16 protein-coding genes and 1 pseudogene are annotated in these 15,640 nt (G+C 55.9%); 4 read left to right on the forward strand and 13 right to left on the reverse strand.

What is annotated here, in order from left to right; translation table 11 throughout:
• Positions 1–65 precede the first annotated feature (65 nt).
• A complete protein-coding gene (locus tag B3M58_RS08625; protein ID WP_296218348.1) occupies positions 66–1,100 on the reverse strand; it encodes a histone deacetylase family protein in 1,035 nt (344 codons plus the stop codon).
• Between the two features lie 194 nt (positions 1,101–1,294).
• Positions 1,295–2,287, reverse strand: coding sequence for an AraC family transcriptional regulator (locus B3M58_RS08630; protein ID WP_296218349.1), 993 nt, complete (start codon positions 2,285–2,287; stop codon positions 1,295–1,297).
• A 297-nt stretch (positions 2,288–2,584) separates the two neighbouring features.
• Here B3M58_RS08630 and purE point away from each other — a divergent pair, with 297 nt between their 5' ends.
• From purE to B3M58_RS08650, 4 genes are all read left to right on the forward strand, one after another.
• The gene (gene purE, locus B3M58_RS08635; protein WP_296218350.1) at positions 2,585–3,076 is read left to right on the forward strand and encodes a 5-(carboxyamino)imidazole ribonucleotide mutase; all 492 of its coding nucleotides are present in this window, start codon (positions 2,585–2,587) and stop codon (positions 3,074–3,076) included.
• Between the two features lie 147 nt (positions 3,077–3,223).
• Positions 3,224–4,309 (forward strand): 5-(carboxyamino)imidazole ribonucleotide synthase, encoded by a 1,086-nt coding sequence (locus B3M58_RS08640; protein ID WP_296218352.1) that lies wholly within the window; start codon positions 3,224–3,226, stop codon positions 4,307–4,309.
• A gap of 132 nt (positions 4,310–4,441) precedes the next feature.
• Positions 4,442–4,687 carry a GlsB/YeaQ/YmgE family stress response membrane protein gene (locus B3M58_RS08645; RefSeq protein WP_296218354.1) on the forward strand — a complete coding sequence of 82 codons (246 nt, stop codon included), beginning with the start codon at positions 4,442–4,444 and terminating at the stop codon, positions 4,685–4,687.
• Between the two features lie 87 nt (positions 4,688–4,774).
• Entirely contained in the window at positions 4,775–5,308 is a 534-nt protein-coding gene (locus B3M58_RS08650; RefSeq protein ID WP_296218355.1) for a DUF3299 domain-containing protein, read from the forward strand.
• Positions 5,309–5,374: 66 nt separating this feature from the next.
• On the opposite strand, the gene B3M58_RS08655 is transcribed toward B3M58_RS08650, so the two are convergent.
• From B3M58_RS08655 to B3M58_RS08705, 11 genes and pseudogenes are all read right to left on the reverse strand, one after another.
• Positions 5,375–5,530, reverse strand: coding sequence for a hypothetical protein (locus B3M58_RS08655; protein WP_296218356.1), 156 nt, complete (start codon positions 5,528–5,530; stop codon positions 5,375–5,377).
• A gap of 284 nt (positions 5,531–5,814) precedes the next feature.
• The gene (locus B3M58_RS08660) at positions 5,815–6,858 is read right to left on the reverse strand and encodes a tetratricopeptide repeat protein (protein ID WP_296218358.1); all 1,044 of its coding nucleotides are present in this window, start codon (positions 6,856–6,858) and stop codon (positions 5,815–5,817) included.
• A gap of 91 nt (positions 6,859–6,949) precedes the next feature.
• Positions 6,950–7,351, reverse strand: coding sequence for a lysozyme inhibitor LprI family protein (locus B3M58_RS08665; RefSeq protein ID WP_296218360.1), 402 nt, complete (start codon positions 7,349–7,351; stop codon positions 6,950–6,952).
• Between the two features lie 629 nt (positions 7,352–7,980).
• On the reverse strand, positions 7,981–8,460 hold the full coding sequence (locus B3M58_RS08670) for a hypothetical protein (protein ID WP_296218361.1): 480 nt from the start codon (positions 8,458–8,460) through the stop codon (positions 7,981–7,983).
• A pseudogene (locus B3M58_RS08675) lies at positions 8,363–8,967 on the reverse strand (bacteriophage T4 gp5 trimerisation domain-containing protein); the annotation flags it as partial. The pseudogene B3M58_RS08675 and the gene B3M58_RS08670, both read right to left, overlap by 98 nt.
• 472 nt (positions 8,968–9,439) lie before the next feature.
• Positions 9,440–10,003, reverse strand: coding sequence for a hypothetical protein (locus B3M58_RS08680; protein WP_296218362.1), 564 nt, complete (start codon positions 10,001–10,003; stop codon positions 9,440–9,442).
• Between the two features lie 83 nt (positions 10,004–10,086).
• A complete protein-coding gene (locus B3M58_RS08685; protein ID WP_296218364.1) occupies positions 10,087–10,746 on the reverse strand; it encodes a DUF2931 family protein in 660 nt (219 codons plus the stop codon).
• Positions 10,743–11,423, reverse strand: coding sequence for a hypothetical protein (locus B3M58_RS08690; protein ID WP_296218366.1), 681 nt, complete (start codon positions 11,421–11,423; stop codon positions 10,743–10,745). Before B3M58_RS08690 ends, B3M58_RS08685 begins: the two co-directional genes overlap by 4 nt.
• Before the next feature lie 75 nt (positions 11,424–11,498).
• On the reverse strand, positions 11,499–12,551 hold the full coding sequence (locus tag B3M58_RS08695) for a phospholipase effector Tle1 domain-containing protein (protein WP_296218367.1): 1,053 nt from the start codon (positions 12,549–12,551) through the stop codon (positions 11,499–11,501).
• 93 nt (positions 12,552–12,644) lie between these two features.
• Positions 12,645–13,253 carry a hypothetical protein gene (locus B3M58_RS08700; protein WP_296218368.1) on the reverse strand — a complete coding sequence of 203 codons (609 nt, stop codon included), beginning with the start codon at positions 13,251–13,253 and terminating at the stop codon, positions 12,645–12,647.
• A complete protein-coding gene (locus B3M58_RS08705; RefSeq protein WP_296218370.1) occupies positions 13,250–15,619 on the reverse strand; it encodes a hypothetical protein in 2,370 nt (789 codons plus the stop codon). The genes B3M58_RS08700 and B3M58_RS08705 overlap by 4 nt, the downstream gene beginning before the upstream one ends.
• Between the last annotated feature and the right edge of the window lie 21 nt (positions 15,620–15,640).

Raw genomic sequence — 15,640 nt, forward strand, 5'->3', positions numbered from 1 at the left:
GACATGGCGCAGCCTTGTCCACCATGACGGTGCCGCGTGGTGGACAAACCTTCGGTATGTCCACCCTACAAATTGGCGGCTTCGAACCCTTCCAGCACGTTCACCGCGTTGACGCCGATGGCCTCCACGGCATAGCCACCCTCCATGACGAACAGCGTCGGCAGGCCGAGTGCGGCGATGCGCCGACCCATGGCCAGGTAATCCGGGCTGTCGAGCTTGAACTGGGAAATCGGGTCGTCCTTGAAGGTGTCCACGCCGAGCGACACCACCAGCACCTCGGCGGCGTAGCCGGCGATGCGTTGGCAGGCCTGTTCCAGCGCCGCGCTCCAGGTTTCCCAGGTACTGCCGGCGGGCAACGGGTAATTGCAGTTGTAGCCTTCGCCGGCCCCTTCGCCCAATTCATCGGCATAGCCGAGGAAGAACGGGAACTCGGCCAGCGGGTCGCCGTGGATCGAGGCGAACAGCACGTCGCTTCGTGCATAGAAGATGTCCTGGGTGCCGTTGCCGTGGTGGTAATCGACATCGAGGATCGCCACCCGCGCGTAGCCCTGGTCGAGAAACGCCTGGGCGGCGATGGCGGCGTTGTTCAGGTAGCAGTAGCCGCCCATCAGCTCGCCGGCGGCGTGGTGGCCCGGCGGCCGACACAGGGCGAAGGCGCTGTGCGCGCCGCCGGCGATATGCGCCTGGGCGCTGAGCGCCACCTGGGCGGCGCTGTAGGCGGCCTGCCAGGTGCCGGCGGTGATCGGCGCGCCGGCGTCGAAGCTGTAGTAACCGAACTGGCCGTGCAGGCTGCTCGGCAGTACCGCGCGCAGGGTGCGCGCCGGCCAGGTGTAGGGCAGCAGGTCACCCGTGCCGTTCTGTGCTTGCCAGCGGGCCCAGGCACTTGCAAAGAATTCCAGGTAGGCCGCGCTGTGGATGCGCTCGATCGGCGCGCGGCCGAAATCCTTGGGCGCGCGTACTTCGCCGAGCTGGCGATCCTTGACCCGCTGGAGAATGTGGTCGGCGCGTTGCGGCTTCTCGAAACACGGCATCAACTGACCGTCGATCAGCTCGCAGCTGCCGTGGTGCAGGTGATGGTCGTCGCTGTAGTAGGTCAGCATGTGAAACGGCTCCAGGCGTGTTGTTGTGCCTGCATTGTTCGCCTACCGGGCGCTTTGCAGAACGCTGACAACGGCCAAAAGGGGATCGATGTGGCCAAGTTGCGCGGCCGTCATGACATTTCGTGGGAGGCGCTTCAGCGGCGAGCTGTTACGCGGGCGCGGCTAAAGCCCCTCCCACAAGCGCTTCTCACGCGTCAGGCGCGAAAACGACTGGGCGGCACGCCGCTCCAGCGCTGGAAGGCGTGGCGGAAGCTGGCCGTTTCGCTGAAGCCGAGGTATTCGGCGATCCGGCAGATCGGCCAGTCTTCCTGGCCGAGCAGGGTTTTGGCGCGCTCGAAGCGCAGTTCGTCGAGCAGCTCCTGGTAATGCGTGCCGAGCTCCTGCAAATGCCGGCGCAGGGTGCGTGGCGAGCAGTGCATCTGCTGCGCCAGTTGCTCCAGGCCCGGCGGCTCGGCCAATTGCGCGGAGAGCAGCTGGCGGATGCGCGCCAACCAGGCCTGGCGTGTGGTGAATTCGGCGTTTTGCTTGCGGCAGCGCGCGAGCATTTCCAGGTGGGTGACCGGGTCGGCCAGCGGCAGGCGCCGTTGCAGCCAACTGGCGGGGAAGGCGAAGGCGTTGCGCTCGGCATTGAATTGCAGCGCGCTAGCGAAGCTGGCGCCGTAGTGTTCGACATACGCCGGTTGGGCATAGCGAAATTGCGCGGCGCTGAGCGGCAGCGGCTGACCGAGCAAGTCATCGCAGATCAGTTTCAGCGAGGCCAGGCACATTTCCAGGTTGAATACTTCCAGGGCCGCCGGGTAACGGTATTCGTCGGCACTGACCCACGCCAGTTCGCCGTCAAGGTGCAGGTCCAGCGTGAAGTAGGTGCCAAGCAACGCCGGGTACTGCAACAGCAGGCGCCAGGCGTCACCAAAGGTGGCACTCGACAGTGCGGCGTAACCGAGCAGGCCATAGGCCGAGACGTGCATGCGTCGCCCCAGAGCCAGGCCGAGGTCGGCGCGCAAGGACAGGGCATTGGCGCACACCCGCAATTCCTGGTGGCGGGTGATGCGGCTATCGGCGTTGCCGAGGTCGCTGGCGTCAATGCCGCTGTCGGCGAGCAGCCGCTCGCTCAGCTCCGGCTGATCGGCGAACAGCTCGAGAATCAGCGAGACCACATGCAGGGTGGTCAGGTTGGCGTGCAGCATTGCAGCGTCCGCGTCGGTTCAGGTGCCTGAATCAACGCAAAAACTATGCCGCTCGGCCGCCGTTATGAGAGCAGGGGCCGCGTCTCGCGGCCCGTTACACACTGTTTCGGCACAAACGGTGGGTCTCTGGACAAACGGTTATGAAGGGTGCTCGCCAGCCGTGGCTTTGCGGTATACTGCGCGGCCTTTGGCCGGTCGCACCCGGCCCAAATTCGCACACAAGCCACGCCGGTCATCCCGCGTGGCTTGTTGGTTTTTGATGCGCCGTCAGGCGCCCGACAGAAAAGAGGCACTTTGATGAGCGCACTGGTTGGCGTGATCATGGGCTCCAAGTCCGATTGGTCCACCCTTAGCCACACCGCCGAGATGCTGGAGAAGCTGGGCATCCCTTACGAGGTCAAGGTGGTCTCCGCCCACCGCACCCCGGACCTGCTATTCCAGTACGCCGAACAGGCCGAAGGCCGCGGCATCCAGGTGATCATTGCCGGCGCTGGCGGCGCGGCACATCTGCCGGGCATGTGTGCGGCCAAGACCCACCTGCCGGTGCTCGGTGTGCCGGTACAGTCGGCGGTACTCTCGGGCGTCGACTCGCTGCTGTCGATCGTGCAGATGCCCGCCGGCATCCCGGTTGCTACCCTGGCCATCGGCAAGGCTGGCGCGATCAACGCGGCCCTCTTGGCGGCAAGCATCCTCGGTCACCAGCACCCGCAGTTCCATGCGGCGCTCAAGCAGTTCCGCCAGGAGCAGACCGATACCGTGCTGGAAAACCCGGACCCGCGCGGGGCCTGAGCCTCGTCCGTCAAGGCTGGCGGCGCGGCGCATGGGCGCGTCGTGCGCTGCTCGGCATGCTCATTGACGGCGTGTAAACTCCGCGTCCTGCACGGCGCTCGACGCGCCACTGCGTGGTCTCGCCACTTACTGAAAGGGGCTCTCTAGATGAAAATCGGTGTAATCGGTGGCGGCCAATTGGGTCGTATGCTGGCCCTGGCGGGGACTCCGCTGGGCATCAACTTCGCCTTCCTCGATCCGGCGCCGGACGCTTGCGCTCAGGCCCTGGGCGAGCATATTCGCGCCGATTACGGCGACCAGGATCACCTGCGCCAACTGGCCGACGAAGTCGACCTGGTGACCTTCGAGTTCGAGAGCGTGCCGGCCGAGACCGTGGCTTTCCTCTCGCAGTTCGTGCCGGTCTATCCATCGGCCACCGCCCTGCGTATCGCCCGCGACCGCTGGTTCGAGAAGTCGATGTTCAAGGACCTCGGCATCCCCACCCCGGATTTCGCCGATATCCAGTCGCAAGCCGACCTCGATGCCGCCGCCGTCAGCATCGGCCTGCCGGCCGTGCTGAAAACCCGCACCCTGGGTTATGACGGCAAGGGTCAGAAGGTTCTGCGCTCGCCGGAAGATGTGCGCGGCGCGTTTGCCGAACTGGGCAGCGTGGCGTGCATCCTCGAAGGGTTCGTGCCGTTCAGCGGTGAAGTCTCGCTGGTCGCGGTGCGCGCCCGCGACGGCGAAACGCGCTTCTACCCGCTGGTGCACAACACCCACGACAGCGGCATTCTCAGCCTGTCCATCGCCAGCACCGAGCATCCGCTGCAAGCGCTGGCCGAGGACTACGTCGGTCGCGTGCTCAAGCAACTCGATTACGTCGGCGTGCTGGCCTTCGAGTTCTTCGAAGTCGATGGCGGCCTGAAAGCCAACGAGATCGCCCCGCGCGTGCACAACTCCGGGCACTGGACCATCGAAGGCGCCGAGTGCAGCCAGTTCGAAAACCACCTGCGTGCCGTGGCCGGCCTGCCGCTGGGTTCGACGGCCAAGGTCGGCGAGAGCGCCATGCTCAACTTCATCGGTGAGGTGCCGGCGGTGGATAAAGTCATCGCCATCGCCGACTGCCACCTGCATCACTACGGCAAGGCCTTCAAGGCCGGTCGCAAGGTCGGTCACGCCACCCTGCGCTGCGCCGACCGCGCTACGCTGGACACGCAGATCGCCGCAGTGCAGGCGCTGATCAAGCCCGCCTGAGGTGGTTACGGCGCCGTCTGCGGGCGGCGCCAAGGGCCGGTTATTGAACCTCTGTCGGCTTAACCCGTCTGATGGCCTAGCGCCACAGTTATGCTGACCCCTGGCGCCCTCACTTAATTCGGAGAACCCGCCATGGGTATTATCGGTACCATTTTTATCGGCCTGATCGTGGGGCTGATTGCGCGCTTCCTCAAGCCCGGCGACGACAGCATGGGATGGATCATGACGATTCTGATCGGCATCGGCGGCTCATTCGCCGCGACCTATGGCGGTCAAGCGCTGGGTATCTACCAGGCCGGTCAGGCGGCTGGATTTATTGGCGCGGTGATCGGCGCCATCGTCCTGCTGGTAATCTACGGCATGCTCAAGAAAAGCTAGGCCAGACATCCCGCCCATGCTGCTGTATGCGGCATGGGCGGTTTTCTACCGTTCCCATAGCGCTGCTTTACATCCGCGAGCCACCCTATGCGCCACCTGTTGCTGCCCCTGCTGTTGCTCAGCAGCTTGGCTCTGGCCGAGCTGCCGGAGACCGACTGGCTCGAACTGATGCCGGAAGAAGACCGTTTAGCGCTGGAGAGCATGCCGGAAATCAGCCATAACAGCCCCGAGCAGGACAGTGCTTTCTACAACTCGGGCGGCCTCAAGCAACAAGACCAGAACCTGCCGGCAGTGATGTACTCGGCCAAGACGGTCGCCGCTTTCGACGGCAAGCAAGTTCGCCTGGGCGGCTACCCCGTCCCGCTGGAAACCGACGCGCAGGGGCGCAGCACCCTGTTCTTCCTCGTCCCCTATCCCGGCGCCTGCATCCACGTCCCACCGCCACCGCCCAATCAGCTAGTGCTGGTGCGCTATCCCAAAGGCATCGAACTGGAAGACATCTATGCTCCGCTATGGGTCAACGGCACCCTTAAGGTCGAGCCGGTGAGCAACGAACTGGCGGATGCGGCGTATGCGTTGGAGGCGGGGGAGGTCAGGGTGGTGGAGGAAAGCGACCTATAACGGCCGTGTGTTGGCCTTCTTCCGGCACATCTCGGTTACCCCACGGGTGCTCAGCGGGTGGTCGGTTCAGTTGGCCTCGATGGCGCGTAGCAGCGCCGCCGACGTCAGCGTGTGCGTGGCAGGGCCCGCCTCCACGCCCAGCGTCAGCGGTGTAGTGCCATCCGCGTCATACACGAAATAGGTGTTGCCGCGGGTCACTTCATGGGTTTTCGTACCCGCCATCGCGATGGTCTTTGGTGCCGCCGACATCAGTTCGTCAGCATGGCGGATAGTATGTGCTTCATGGTGTGAAGGTTTCCTTGCTCGAGGATGTTTCTCTGGAGGATGGCTTCTAACTTTTGTGCGTCCTCCGTAATAAAGGCTTGATGATCGGAGCAGCAGTAAATAAATCAGCTCACCTTTTCCCTACAGAAATATTGGCAACGTAGGCTCAGGGGGTCAGGCAAGGCCGCGAGCTTTACTGCATAGCGCATACAACCAGGTGTTTAGACTGGCGTTACTACGCGTTATTTTCTCGTTCTGACACGCTCCGGGATTCTCGCCTGCTTTCCGGTTGCGATCATTTTTTCGTAGTACTGGTTGTACGCTTTTTGAGCGGGCTCTTTCTTTCCCAGTGCCCAATAAGCATCCGCCAGATTCAAGTAGGCGACTGCTCTGTCTGGGTGTTTCAACGTGATGTACTTCAGCAGCTCTACAGCTTCTTGGTAATAGCCAGCTTGCTCGAACAAGAAGCCAAGGTCGTTGGACCAGCTGACTTTTTTTGGAAAGTAATATTTTTCAACGATGTATTTCCCAGGGTCGCATGCGCTATCGCCATCTCCTGCAATAAAATAGCTGGCAAGGGTTTTCAACTCTTCACGGTCGCCGGCTTTGTAAGCTTGCAGCGCAGCGTTGAAATTATCGGACTCGGTCTGCGACATCAATTTTTCTGACGCTGCCCCTGATGTTTGATGTTCAAAGCGCAGATCTTTCAGCTTGCCGAATGCACGGGTACCGTCGAAGTCGGCTATCGACGTGAAGGCAAGATGTTGCTTGTCGATTACGTACGTACTGAGCCGCGACTGCTCGCACTCGGTGTTGTTTTCATTCAACAGGGCCTGTGTAAGGTCGAAGGACTTTGCGGCGCTGTCGTACTTGAATTTCAGGTTGAAATTGTAGGCGCCATTCCCGTCTTCTCTGGTGATCAGAACCAGATAGTCTCCCGCTTGGGTCGAGGGCGAGAGCAGGGTGTAGCGCTCACCTTGCAGATCGGTAGCCGATACTTTGCCCCGCTGTTCAGCGGCCAGCTCAGCCATGTAGCCGTCGTAACTATGGGGCGAGTACGCATTTTCGATGCGAGGTAGGACTTTATCCGAATCAACAACCGTAGCGCCTGTGCGGTCAGTAATCAGCAGGCGCTGGGGGCGGGTGTCGTTGCCGTCTATAAGACGCAGTTCTTGTAGTGAGGACAGGCCCTCAGGTCGTATTGTTTCGGCGCTCGCAATAACGCTGGCCAGCATCAGGGTTGATGTGAGTGAAAAATGCAGCATGCTGAGTTTGTTGATGTTCAATTTCAGCACCTGCGTCATTGGGTTGTGTTCACGCCCAGCATATTCTGCAGATATAAAAATATCTGCGTTTTCTATGAGGAACTAGTGGTGTTTATATGTCGGGAGCTATGCTTTTCAAATAATGTGCTCTATTGTCGCTCATCCTTGAGATGCAGTTATTAATTGTTGTCTGGTGTGCTTCTGTGGTTTCTTCTATTTCAAAGGCTTCCAGTTTGCAATCGGCATCTCGTAGTCTTATCCATTCTCTTTGTGCGCCTCTCAATAGAGAAAGATACTGGTCGGAAAGCGCTGGAGATTCTTTGTATTGATGCGTTATGCGGTCTAAAGTCGCCTTGTAAGATAAGTTTAGGGTCTTGTTAGACAAGTCTTTTTTATATTCAGCGCATTGTGCTATTTGTTGAGATGCTTCAATTTCTTTACATGGATTTTCAACGATATCGCTGAGTGCTGGAAATGCAAGAAAGAATAAGGCAAATGGATATATTTTTTTCATATTGGGTGCTCTAGTTGTTTCTGAGATACCGGGCTCTATTTCGACCTAGTTCGTACTGGTTGATGGCGGGGGTGTTTTCTATGTAGCGTATTAATTCTTCTTTATCGTTTTTCATACCGGCTTTCATAGGGTTTGGACCCTTTGTGAAGCCTTGGTAAACAAAGTCGACTAGCACATCCCGAATAATTTGGGTAAGGGCCCTCCACTCTGTCCTACCGGACTCGTTCGCAGTCCAGTGATTGTAATTTTTAATAGCGCGCGATACGTAATCTGGATAGATAGTGTTGAACAGAATTATTTCCTGCTCGGTAGTGATTTCCCCAATACTTGTTTTGTTGTTTCTTACAAATTGCTGCACTGCAGTGCCTTTTTTCCATGTGCCTGGGAAATTTTTGTCGCTTGATCGTGATTGATTCCGGCATTTTTCATATGGTTATAAATTTCTGATTCGCTTCGGGATCTCATGTCATAGTCGCTGCCTAACGTCACCCCTGAAAGATCATTGCCTGGCCAGTGAATGACACGGCTGAAGAACGGGGAGTTGGAAATGTTACCCACACGTTCAACGATTTTGAAGCGACGCCCTGTTATGACTTGTCCTATGAAAAAGTTGTAATCGTCTTTAACGGTCAGAGGCCGCAGGCCGCTCCGAAGGTCTTGTAGGTGGCCGTCTGGCCGGCAGATTCGAAGATAAGGTCAACGTGCCGGTCATCTGACTCGTTGTATTCGGACTGATTAAACTGGCTGACCGTGGTGAGGGCGGCGCTCATGTCTTCGAGGGCATAGGCGGTGAGCGTCTCATTGATCTCGCGCTGCTGCAGTTCATGGACAAATCCATCGACCTTGACGAACAGCACTTCATCAATCTCAACGGCGATTGGTTGGGCATCGTCCAGGGCCTGGTACTGCTCATCGGCCGGAACCAGCGCGCAGCGGTAATTCTCGATGCTGCCGCCCTCCTGGTATTGGGTGGCGGCTTCCTGATAGGTAATGGGTTCAAGTTCAAGGGCCTTACAACCAGCTAGGTAGCCACAGGACAGGATGAATACGATCATCTGGCCGGCGATATACCGGCTCCCAGGCGTGTTTGTTTGGGTGATGGCGTTCACTGTCTACCTCAGCCTGAAAATTTAGGGTTCTTTTTACTTTCTTTTGGGGTTGAACAGGCCGCCCACCAACACCTCATCCAACAAATTCCCCGCCTTATCGCTATCCGCCGCCCCCGGCAGTACCGGTGGTTTGATACCGATACCCGAGCCTTTGCCCGGGGCGCCGCCGGCGTTGATTTTGGCCTGAGGGCCGCTGATGGTAATGCCGCCTGGGTCGAGTTTGATAAAGCTGCCGCCGGCTTTGCTCAGTAGGGCGGTGCCGAGTTTGATGTGTTGGTTCTGTCCGACGGTGAGGTGGTCGTCGGGTTTGACTTCGACCTTACGGTCGGCGATGACCGTCATGTGTTCTTCGGCTTTGAGCTCGGTGTAGCTGTTGGCTTCGATGCTGTCGCGGCGTTCGTGGCCAATGCGGATCTTCTGGTCGTGCTCGATGTTCTCGTCCCAGTTGCGCTGGGCGTGGATAAAGATTTGCTCGGCGCCCTTGCGGTCCCCGATGCGCAATTCGTGATCGTCAACTCGCCGGTGTCCATGTTCCCTTGGTAGGTTTCCGTGACTCCGCCTCTATTGGCTGTGACGGTGTACGTCCGCGCTTGCGCGGTGGTGACCAGCGCAAGTGATAGAAGCAGTGTGGCGGATAGTATGTGCTTCATGGTGTGAAGGTTTCCTTGGCTGAGGATTTTTCCCTGAGGATGGCTTCAAACTTTCGTGCGTACCCTGCAATAAGAGCCTGCTTATCGGTACCGTTGATGATTCTCCGGGCACTTAAGTAGTCCACGCTAGAACTATTGATGTAGTTGACTAGTTTTTTGCCGGTGAAAGCTTAATTTTCTCGTCTAATTGCAACACCACGCTGTGCAGGGTTGTTTTCCCAAAGTCTTTTCATGCTTCTAAATCGGGAGGGGATAAGTTCAATATGTCGAAGAAGCGCTCGGCGATTTGTGTTGAATTGTTGCGCGTGCCATGTACGAACTAGAGGTCGTCAATAGTTCATCAAATAGTGAAAATACATGCCTTTCCTGTCGATGACGTTACATAAGCCAATTGATGAGTCTTGGCCTGTAGGGGACATTCCCGCTGCCATGACGCCAGTCATCATATAAAGTGGATCGCAGACGAAAAGCTTTGTGGAAAATGTATGGTGCAGAATTTTTTCAAGATTGTCGTTGTTGAAGTACAGGGTGTATTTGGTTTTGCCGGTTGGTATGGCCAGTGGGATGGTCACCAAGGCATGCAATACCATGCCGCTCCAGCGCAGTGTTTTCTCGCGGTATGTCCAAATGGTGTGGTGTTCATCTGAAGTGATTTCATCAGGTGCTCCCCATGCCAGGCGTACTTCATCGGTGCTATATGTTTTATTTTTTCCTCTGGCGCTGTAGTTATAGCCGGCTGTGCGGGTTTTGTTTTCTGTAGAGTACCTCAGTTCAATCGGAAAATTTATGATCTTGCAGTTTGAGTCAATATGGTGACTTGTGGGAGTCATGATGCCGACACCAGCACATCCACTAATAGCTAAACAAATACCGATTAGTAATACTATTCTCATGGAAACCTTTTTCAGATTTTCGATTGTGTCTCTAGTAATAAGTAATGATTTAGGGTGGCAGGGTTGGCGATTTAATTGTGTCGCTACCAACTGCCATAGGGAATACCGAATTGCTCAATATATGTTTTTGATGCCTCGGAAAGGGGACGATACTTGCCTCCAGATGTTCCGTCATAAGGCCCATTTTTATTAACAACCCCTTCGAATCGGCCGATTTCCATAGCCTTCAAGCATCCGCCGCGTAACCAAACCTTGGCAATGCCGCCGGGAGCCAAGCCAATTGTGATGACCTTCCGGTGATTAATTGTTAAGCGCCGGTCTTTCCGGGCGCAGTCTCCAACCTCTCTGGGGGTCGTCATTTCATTGTGGATCCATTCCGGTACGTTGATCCGCACGTTATAGGTTTGCGGTTCAACCAATGATTGCCAGCGCACAAATATTATTTCTGGCAGGTCGACTCCTGAGATGGATTTTGAGCTGCCCCCAGGTTTTGTAGGCCAACCAGTGGGGTTTCCTTTGTTATTGGCTGGACTACGCATTGCCACTCTGCCGCCATGGACGCGTTCAAATACTAGTCCGTGCTGATCAATGACATCAACGCTTTCCACCCATACTTCCATATAATTAGGGGCCAGCATGCTTATAGACCAACTATCGTAGGGTAACTTAGGTTTCCCTTGGCCGATGGCACAGCCGCTGAGGCACAGAGTGGCCAGCCATAACAGCAGCACGGACAGTTTCATTCGGGATACCCTTTTTGTGGTTTATTGACATATACCGCACGGTGATTCTTGGCGGGTTTATTGAGCAGTAACCCTGTGACGGGCACCCAGTTTGCTGACAGGTGGATATAACGGGCGTGCAAATAACGGTATTCGGCCTGGCTCACTTGCACGCTACCATTCAGTCCCTGTGTGATAATGGACTCCGCTATTGGTTGTAGATCAGCCGGAATATTTACGCGATTATCGCTCTCGTCTATCGGGTCAAAAGGCACCTGATGCTGTACGGCCAGTTCACGCATCAGCTTTAAATACACCCGTGACAATTCACCTCGTACGTTACGGTTGATGGCCGCCGCGACCATGGCCCTTTGGGTTTGCGAGTTTTCGTTAGCGCGGCCGGGCAAGGTATAAAACCATTTGGCGGGTTTTATTTCCCCCTCACCGGGCAAGCCGCGCTGCTCCAGCAGGGCAATAGCCTCTTGGGTTTCACGCCAGGCCCGGCTGCGTTCCAACGGTTGGGCAGGGGTTACCAGGGTGGAACGCGGGCGGCTGATCAGCAGCTTTTCGGTCATCCTGCCGGGGTAGCCGCCGCCGATATCGGAGTGTACTCCTGGCACGCTGACCTCCTGATGCTGCGGTGCCACGCTGTTGAGGGCGAAGTTGTGGCGTTGCTCGTCACGGGCGGCCAGTTGCACCACCTTGCGCGCGCAGTCGGGCGGCAGGTAGAGGTTAACGCCGGGGTTGTATTCGTTGGCTGGGCTAAGGTCGCCTCAGAGGGGCTCGACAATAGCGGCTACGGTGTCGAACAGGCCGATAAAGTTGATGCTGGTGCGTTCTTCCCAGATGAACCCTGATGCAATTCCAAGCGTTTGTTGATTAAGTGTGCTGGCTAGAAGGCCGCCGTCAGGTTTGAGCAGCTCGTTGGCAAAATGACGTGCCGCTGCGGCCCCTCGGCTAAAGCCGAAAATATCGAACTCAATATTTTTGATTTCTAGCTCGGGGTTGTTTCCTAGTAGCAATTGCAGTGCTTCATATATTTGGCTAGGGCTTTGTTTCACCCGTGCAAGCACTCCGGTGCCGCCCGTTCCGGTGCCTTGGCGGATGGTCGAGTCGGACTTATCGCTGGTTGTGCCGATACCTTCGAGGTAGACCCGTAGATGGGCAAATTGGGCATCTGCGGAAAGAGGTTCGTCGGTGTCATCCCGATATAGTTCAAATAGGTGCGCCACATTACTCGCCGCATTGCCATAGCTGTTATCCGGCGTGCGGCCAAAGCTGCCGTCGTTCAGGTCGCGGTAGCCATGGGTGTGACATGTTTTGATGAGCTCCCCCAGCGCCTGTTCGTCCAGCAACGCCATGTCGTCCCGGCGGCACTGCTCGGTGACGGCGGAGTTCGCCAGGTTATTGCCGGTGCCATCGAAGAACACGCCGATACGCAGGGTGATGCCTACGGGTGTTTCTTCTTCCAGCTCCTCTTCTTCCTCTTCTTCCTCCAAAGGCTCGACTAGCTTGGCCACTGTATTGGCATTTGGGCCTTGAAGCAGGTTGCCCGCCAGGGCCATAGCGGCTGCCGCAGGGGTGAGGGCTGATAAAACATTGATACCCGAGCCTTTGCCCGGTGCGCCGCCGGCATTGATTTTGGCCAGAGGGCCGCTGATGGTGATGCCGCCGCCATCGAGTTTGATAAAGCTGCCGCCGGCTTTGAGGGTGGGTTCGCTGCCGGACTCGCCTTGGGCTACGCGGTAGATCAGGCCGTGAATGCCCAGGCCGTCTGGTGTATAGGCGAGAAAGGCTGGCTGATGCAGCAGGCTTTGCAGGTCCACGTCAGGGCGCTGGCTGACCAGCTCCAGCTCGAAGCGGTAGGGCTGTCTCAAAAATCAATGACGGCCTATTGATTTCATTTTTCCTAATACCAGTTATTGGAAATTTAGAAGCTCCGAGCAACTCGAAACATCCGCCAAGGATTTTTTTCCATCATGGCTGTAGACACAAATTGGATTTTCAAAGGTTCCAGTCATGCGCTGACACTCACTATCACTTCCTTGGAGGTAAATGCATTCCGTATTTGCAATGACTAATTCCTTGCTCGGTTTTTCAATATCTATTTGTGCATCACGCATGAAATAAATCGTCTCATGTATGCTGCCCCCCTCCTGCGATATTCTGCGATACCTTCCCTCGCCCACTATTTCAGCATCAACTGGAACTGATCCAATATATTTTGCATCGGGCCTCTCAGGCGATGCTATGTATAAATTGCGCTGAGCATTTACACCAAGCTCCTCACTTGTCGGCCATGACGTAATCAAATATCTATCGTTGTCACTTTTCAGATATTGGTATTCAAAAGACGATTCACATGTGCTCTGTGATGTTGAAATTATGAAGTCAATATTATCGGCCGATAAGATTAAGGACCTTTTGCCCTCTGTAACCACTTCCCTGCACTGAAGAAGAGCAGTTTCATTTTCTGCAACTGATGCATGGCTAAGGATTAGTGAGAAAAAAAAGTAAAATATTTTCATTCGCAAATATCTCCCAAATACTCCAATATTTCCTCGGTCAATTCTTGACGCTGAGGGAAATTTGCCGCCTCTGGCCAGGGCGTATTGACACCAACATTGGCTCCATCTCCGCGAATCCGCCGCGTCATTTCTGCAATATTATTGGTATCTGCGATGCTAATGAGCCTATTCTTTGCCCAAAACCACCCTGCCGTATCTACCGATGTTGATGGATCAGTATTCACTCTGTCTGGATTATTTATTTGTGGTGGTCGCATATCGGCCTCCAGCTGTGCAAGCGCCACCGCATTTTGAATTGGGGGAGTATTGTGCTGAGCAGCAGGAACAGTATCCCCTGTAATTCCCCACCAACGAGGATTGCGCCACCATCCGTCAGTAAATGAATTTTCCGCAATCCAGCCGCGATATACCCAATACTTTGCGTAGTTATCACGCCCAGTCAACTGCTTCATGCCCCTGCCACGGAAGTTCCCACCGTCGTTCCACTTCATGTTGCCAAGCCAACCCCGAAAATTCTTGGCTTTCTCATATCTTCTAAAATATGTATAGGGATCGCCATTGTAAAGCTCAGACATCCACCTAAGCTGATTAGTTTCCACCCCCGCCTGGCCAAAGAAGTGGGCGCGAGGAAGGCTGCCGACTATTAAATATTTGGATGTTGCCTTGTTAATGTACGATAAAAAAGTCTGCACTTTTTCTGTTGTGACATTGGGATAAATCCGTATAAATTCTTTGGCAGATAGCCATCCGCACTTCCTGAAAGTGCGAATGAATTCTTTGGCTGGGAAATGCCAGTGCTTTGCCTCAATCCCCTCCAGTGCCGCATCTTCCCAAAATGCCAATTCTTGGTGGTGTTTACGCAATCGGTTGTAGCTTTCCTCAGATAACGGCCCTCCGGGTGCTACCTTTCTCAGCCAGCCATAGCGAGTGTCGAAGTCGCTCTTGGTCCATTCACTTGGGAACTTACAAATAAAACGCTTGAGTTGATTTTGCGTGACAGGGTCTTGTAAGGCCGCTTCGTTTTGCGCGCGTTCTCGTTCGTAGCGCTCCGAGAGTTTGAGCTTCTCTTCTTCCGATAGGCTGGCATAAGCAGGTGATAGTGCAATGCTCACTGCATCTACCTGATCGGACACTACCTTGCCGTCATCCAGGCGCAACAGACTGCGAATGAAGGGCGACTGGCAATGGCTATCGGAGTCGGTGTCGTCGTCGATCAATTGCCAGCCTTGCCAATGGGGAAAGTCCGCGTCACTAAACTTGGCGACCGTTGCGGCATTGAGGTTTACCCACCCTGCTCTGGGGGAGGCACCTGCCTGGGCTGGGAGTGCTATTTGCCGCCAGTTGGCTGCATCTGCTGGTTGCAGAGCGTCTGGCCCTAGAACCCTACCGAAGCGAAGCAGTTCATAACCGGCGCTGGGGCGCTGGGGGTAGAGGTTGGTTGCCGTTCGATAAAGGTTGTATTCGTAATCGGTTTCTTCTTGATGCGCCCCAATCTCTTCGCCGCCCATCAGGAATGAGGTCAGCGTGCATTGGCCGCGCTCATAGCGCATACGAACAAAGATACCCTCTTGCAGTTGATTGGCCACTGCCCAGTCATAGCCTTGAATCAGAGGTGTAGGGCCTGCTTCCCTACCATTCTCGGCAGAGTTACCTTCCTGAACAGATGGAGCTCCAGTGGGCAAGGCAGGACAGCGATAGACGACCGGTGCATTATTTTCGGCTTGTCGCAGGTTAGCGGGTGGGGCTTCATAGACCAGTACTTCCGGAGGAACAAAGAAGTACATGTCTCCCCAGCAGCTGTCTGTCCTTCCGTTGCTAGCTTGATGGTTCAGCGTTTTCTCGGTGCGGCCAACTAGGTGTGCAATCTGGCTCTGATCAGCAATTATTTCGAAGTGAATGCGCTCGCTCTGGCCGTAGATTCGTCCGGCTTCTCCTACCGAGTCCTTGCGATAGATCGTCTGTCCCTTGGTTGGGTTGGCTAGTGTGATCTTCGATAGGTGCATATAGACCGAGTAGAAGACCACTGTGGAGAGGGTACCTTCACCGATCTCTGTCTCGTGCTTGAGGACGATGCAGCCGTTATCGGTCCACTGATCGCGGTAGCGCAGTCCATGATCCGCTGGCGCGCTCGCTTCTTCGGTTGGTTGACGAAAATAGACCAGGGTGGCATCCGCAATCGCCCTTACTGGGAGAGAGGCGGTTCCTTCACGGGGGGCGGTGAGGTGCATGCCGCCGTGCCAATTCAAGTCGAAGCTAAGAGGAAATGCGCCGTCTCCGGGAGCGCCACCTAGCATGGCGCGGTTGATAAAAGCATCGTCATTCTCCCCGGCTATCAAGCGGGGAATGAAAGGTGGGCTGATCAGCATTGCGAGTACCTAATCCTTAGT

The sequence above is a fragment of the Pseudomonas sp. UBA2684 genome, from assembly GCA_002354655.1.
Lineage (GTDB): Bacteria > Pseudomonadota > Gammaproteobacteria > Pseudomonadales > Pseudomonadaceae > Aquipseudomonas.

Coding starts and splice junctions, on each gene's coding strand:
- B3M58_RS08625 (WP_296218348.1), bottom strand. CDS start 1,100: ATGCTGACCTACTACAGCGACGACCATCACCTGCACCACGGCAGCTGC.
- B3M58_RS08630 (WP_296218349.1), bottom strand. CDS start 2,287: ATGCTGCACGCCAACCTGACCACCCTGCATGTGGTCTCGCTGATTCTC.
- purE (WP_296218350.1), top strand. CDS start 2,585: ATGAGCGCACTGGTTGGCGTGATCATGGGCTCCAAGTCCGATTGGTCC.
- B3M58_RS08640 (WP_296218352.1), top strand. CDS start 3,224: ATGAAAATCGGTGTAATCGGTGGCGGCCAATTGGGTCGTATGCTGGCC.
- B3M58_RS08645 (WP_296218354.1), top strand. CDS start 4,442: ATGGGTATTATCGGTACCATTTTTATCGGCCTGATCGTGGGGCTGATT.
- B3M58_RS08650 (WP_296218355.1), top strand. CDS start 4,775: ATGCGCCACCTGTTGCTGCCCCTGCTGTTGCTCAGCAGCTTGGCTCTG.
- B3M58_RS08655 (WP_296218356.1), bottom strand. CDS start 5,530: ATGGCGGGTACGAAAACCCATGAAGTGACCCGCGGCAACACCTATTTC.
- B3M58_RS08665 (WP_296218360.1), bottom strand. CDS start 7,351: ATGAAAAAAATATATCCATTTGCCTTATTCTTTCTTGCATTTCCAGCA.
- B3M58_RS08680 (WP_296218362.1), bottom strand. CDS start 10,003: ATGAGAATAGTATTACTAATCGGTATTTGTTTAGCTATTAGTGGATGT.
- B3M58_RS08685 (WP_296218364.1), bottom strand. CDS start 10,746: ATGAAACTGTCCGTGCTGCTGTTATGGCTGGCCACTCTGTGCCTCAGC.
- B3M58_RS08700 (WP_296218368.1), bottom strand. CDS start 13,253: ATGAAAATATTTTACTTTTTTTTCTCACTAATCCTTAGCCATGCATCA.
- B3M58_RS08705 (WP_296218370.1), bottom strand. CDS start 15,619: ATGCTGATCAGCCCACCTTTCATTCCCCGCTTGATAGCCGGGGAGAAT.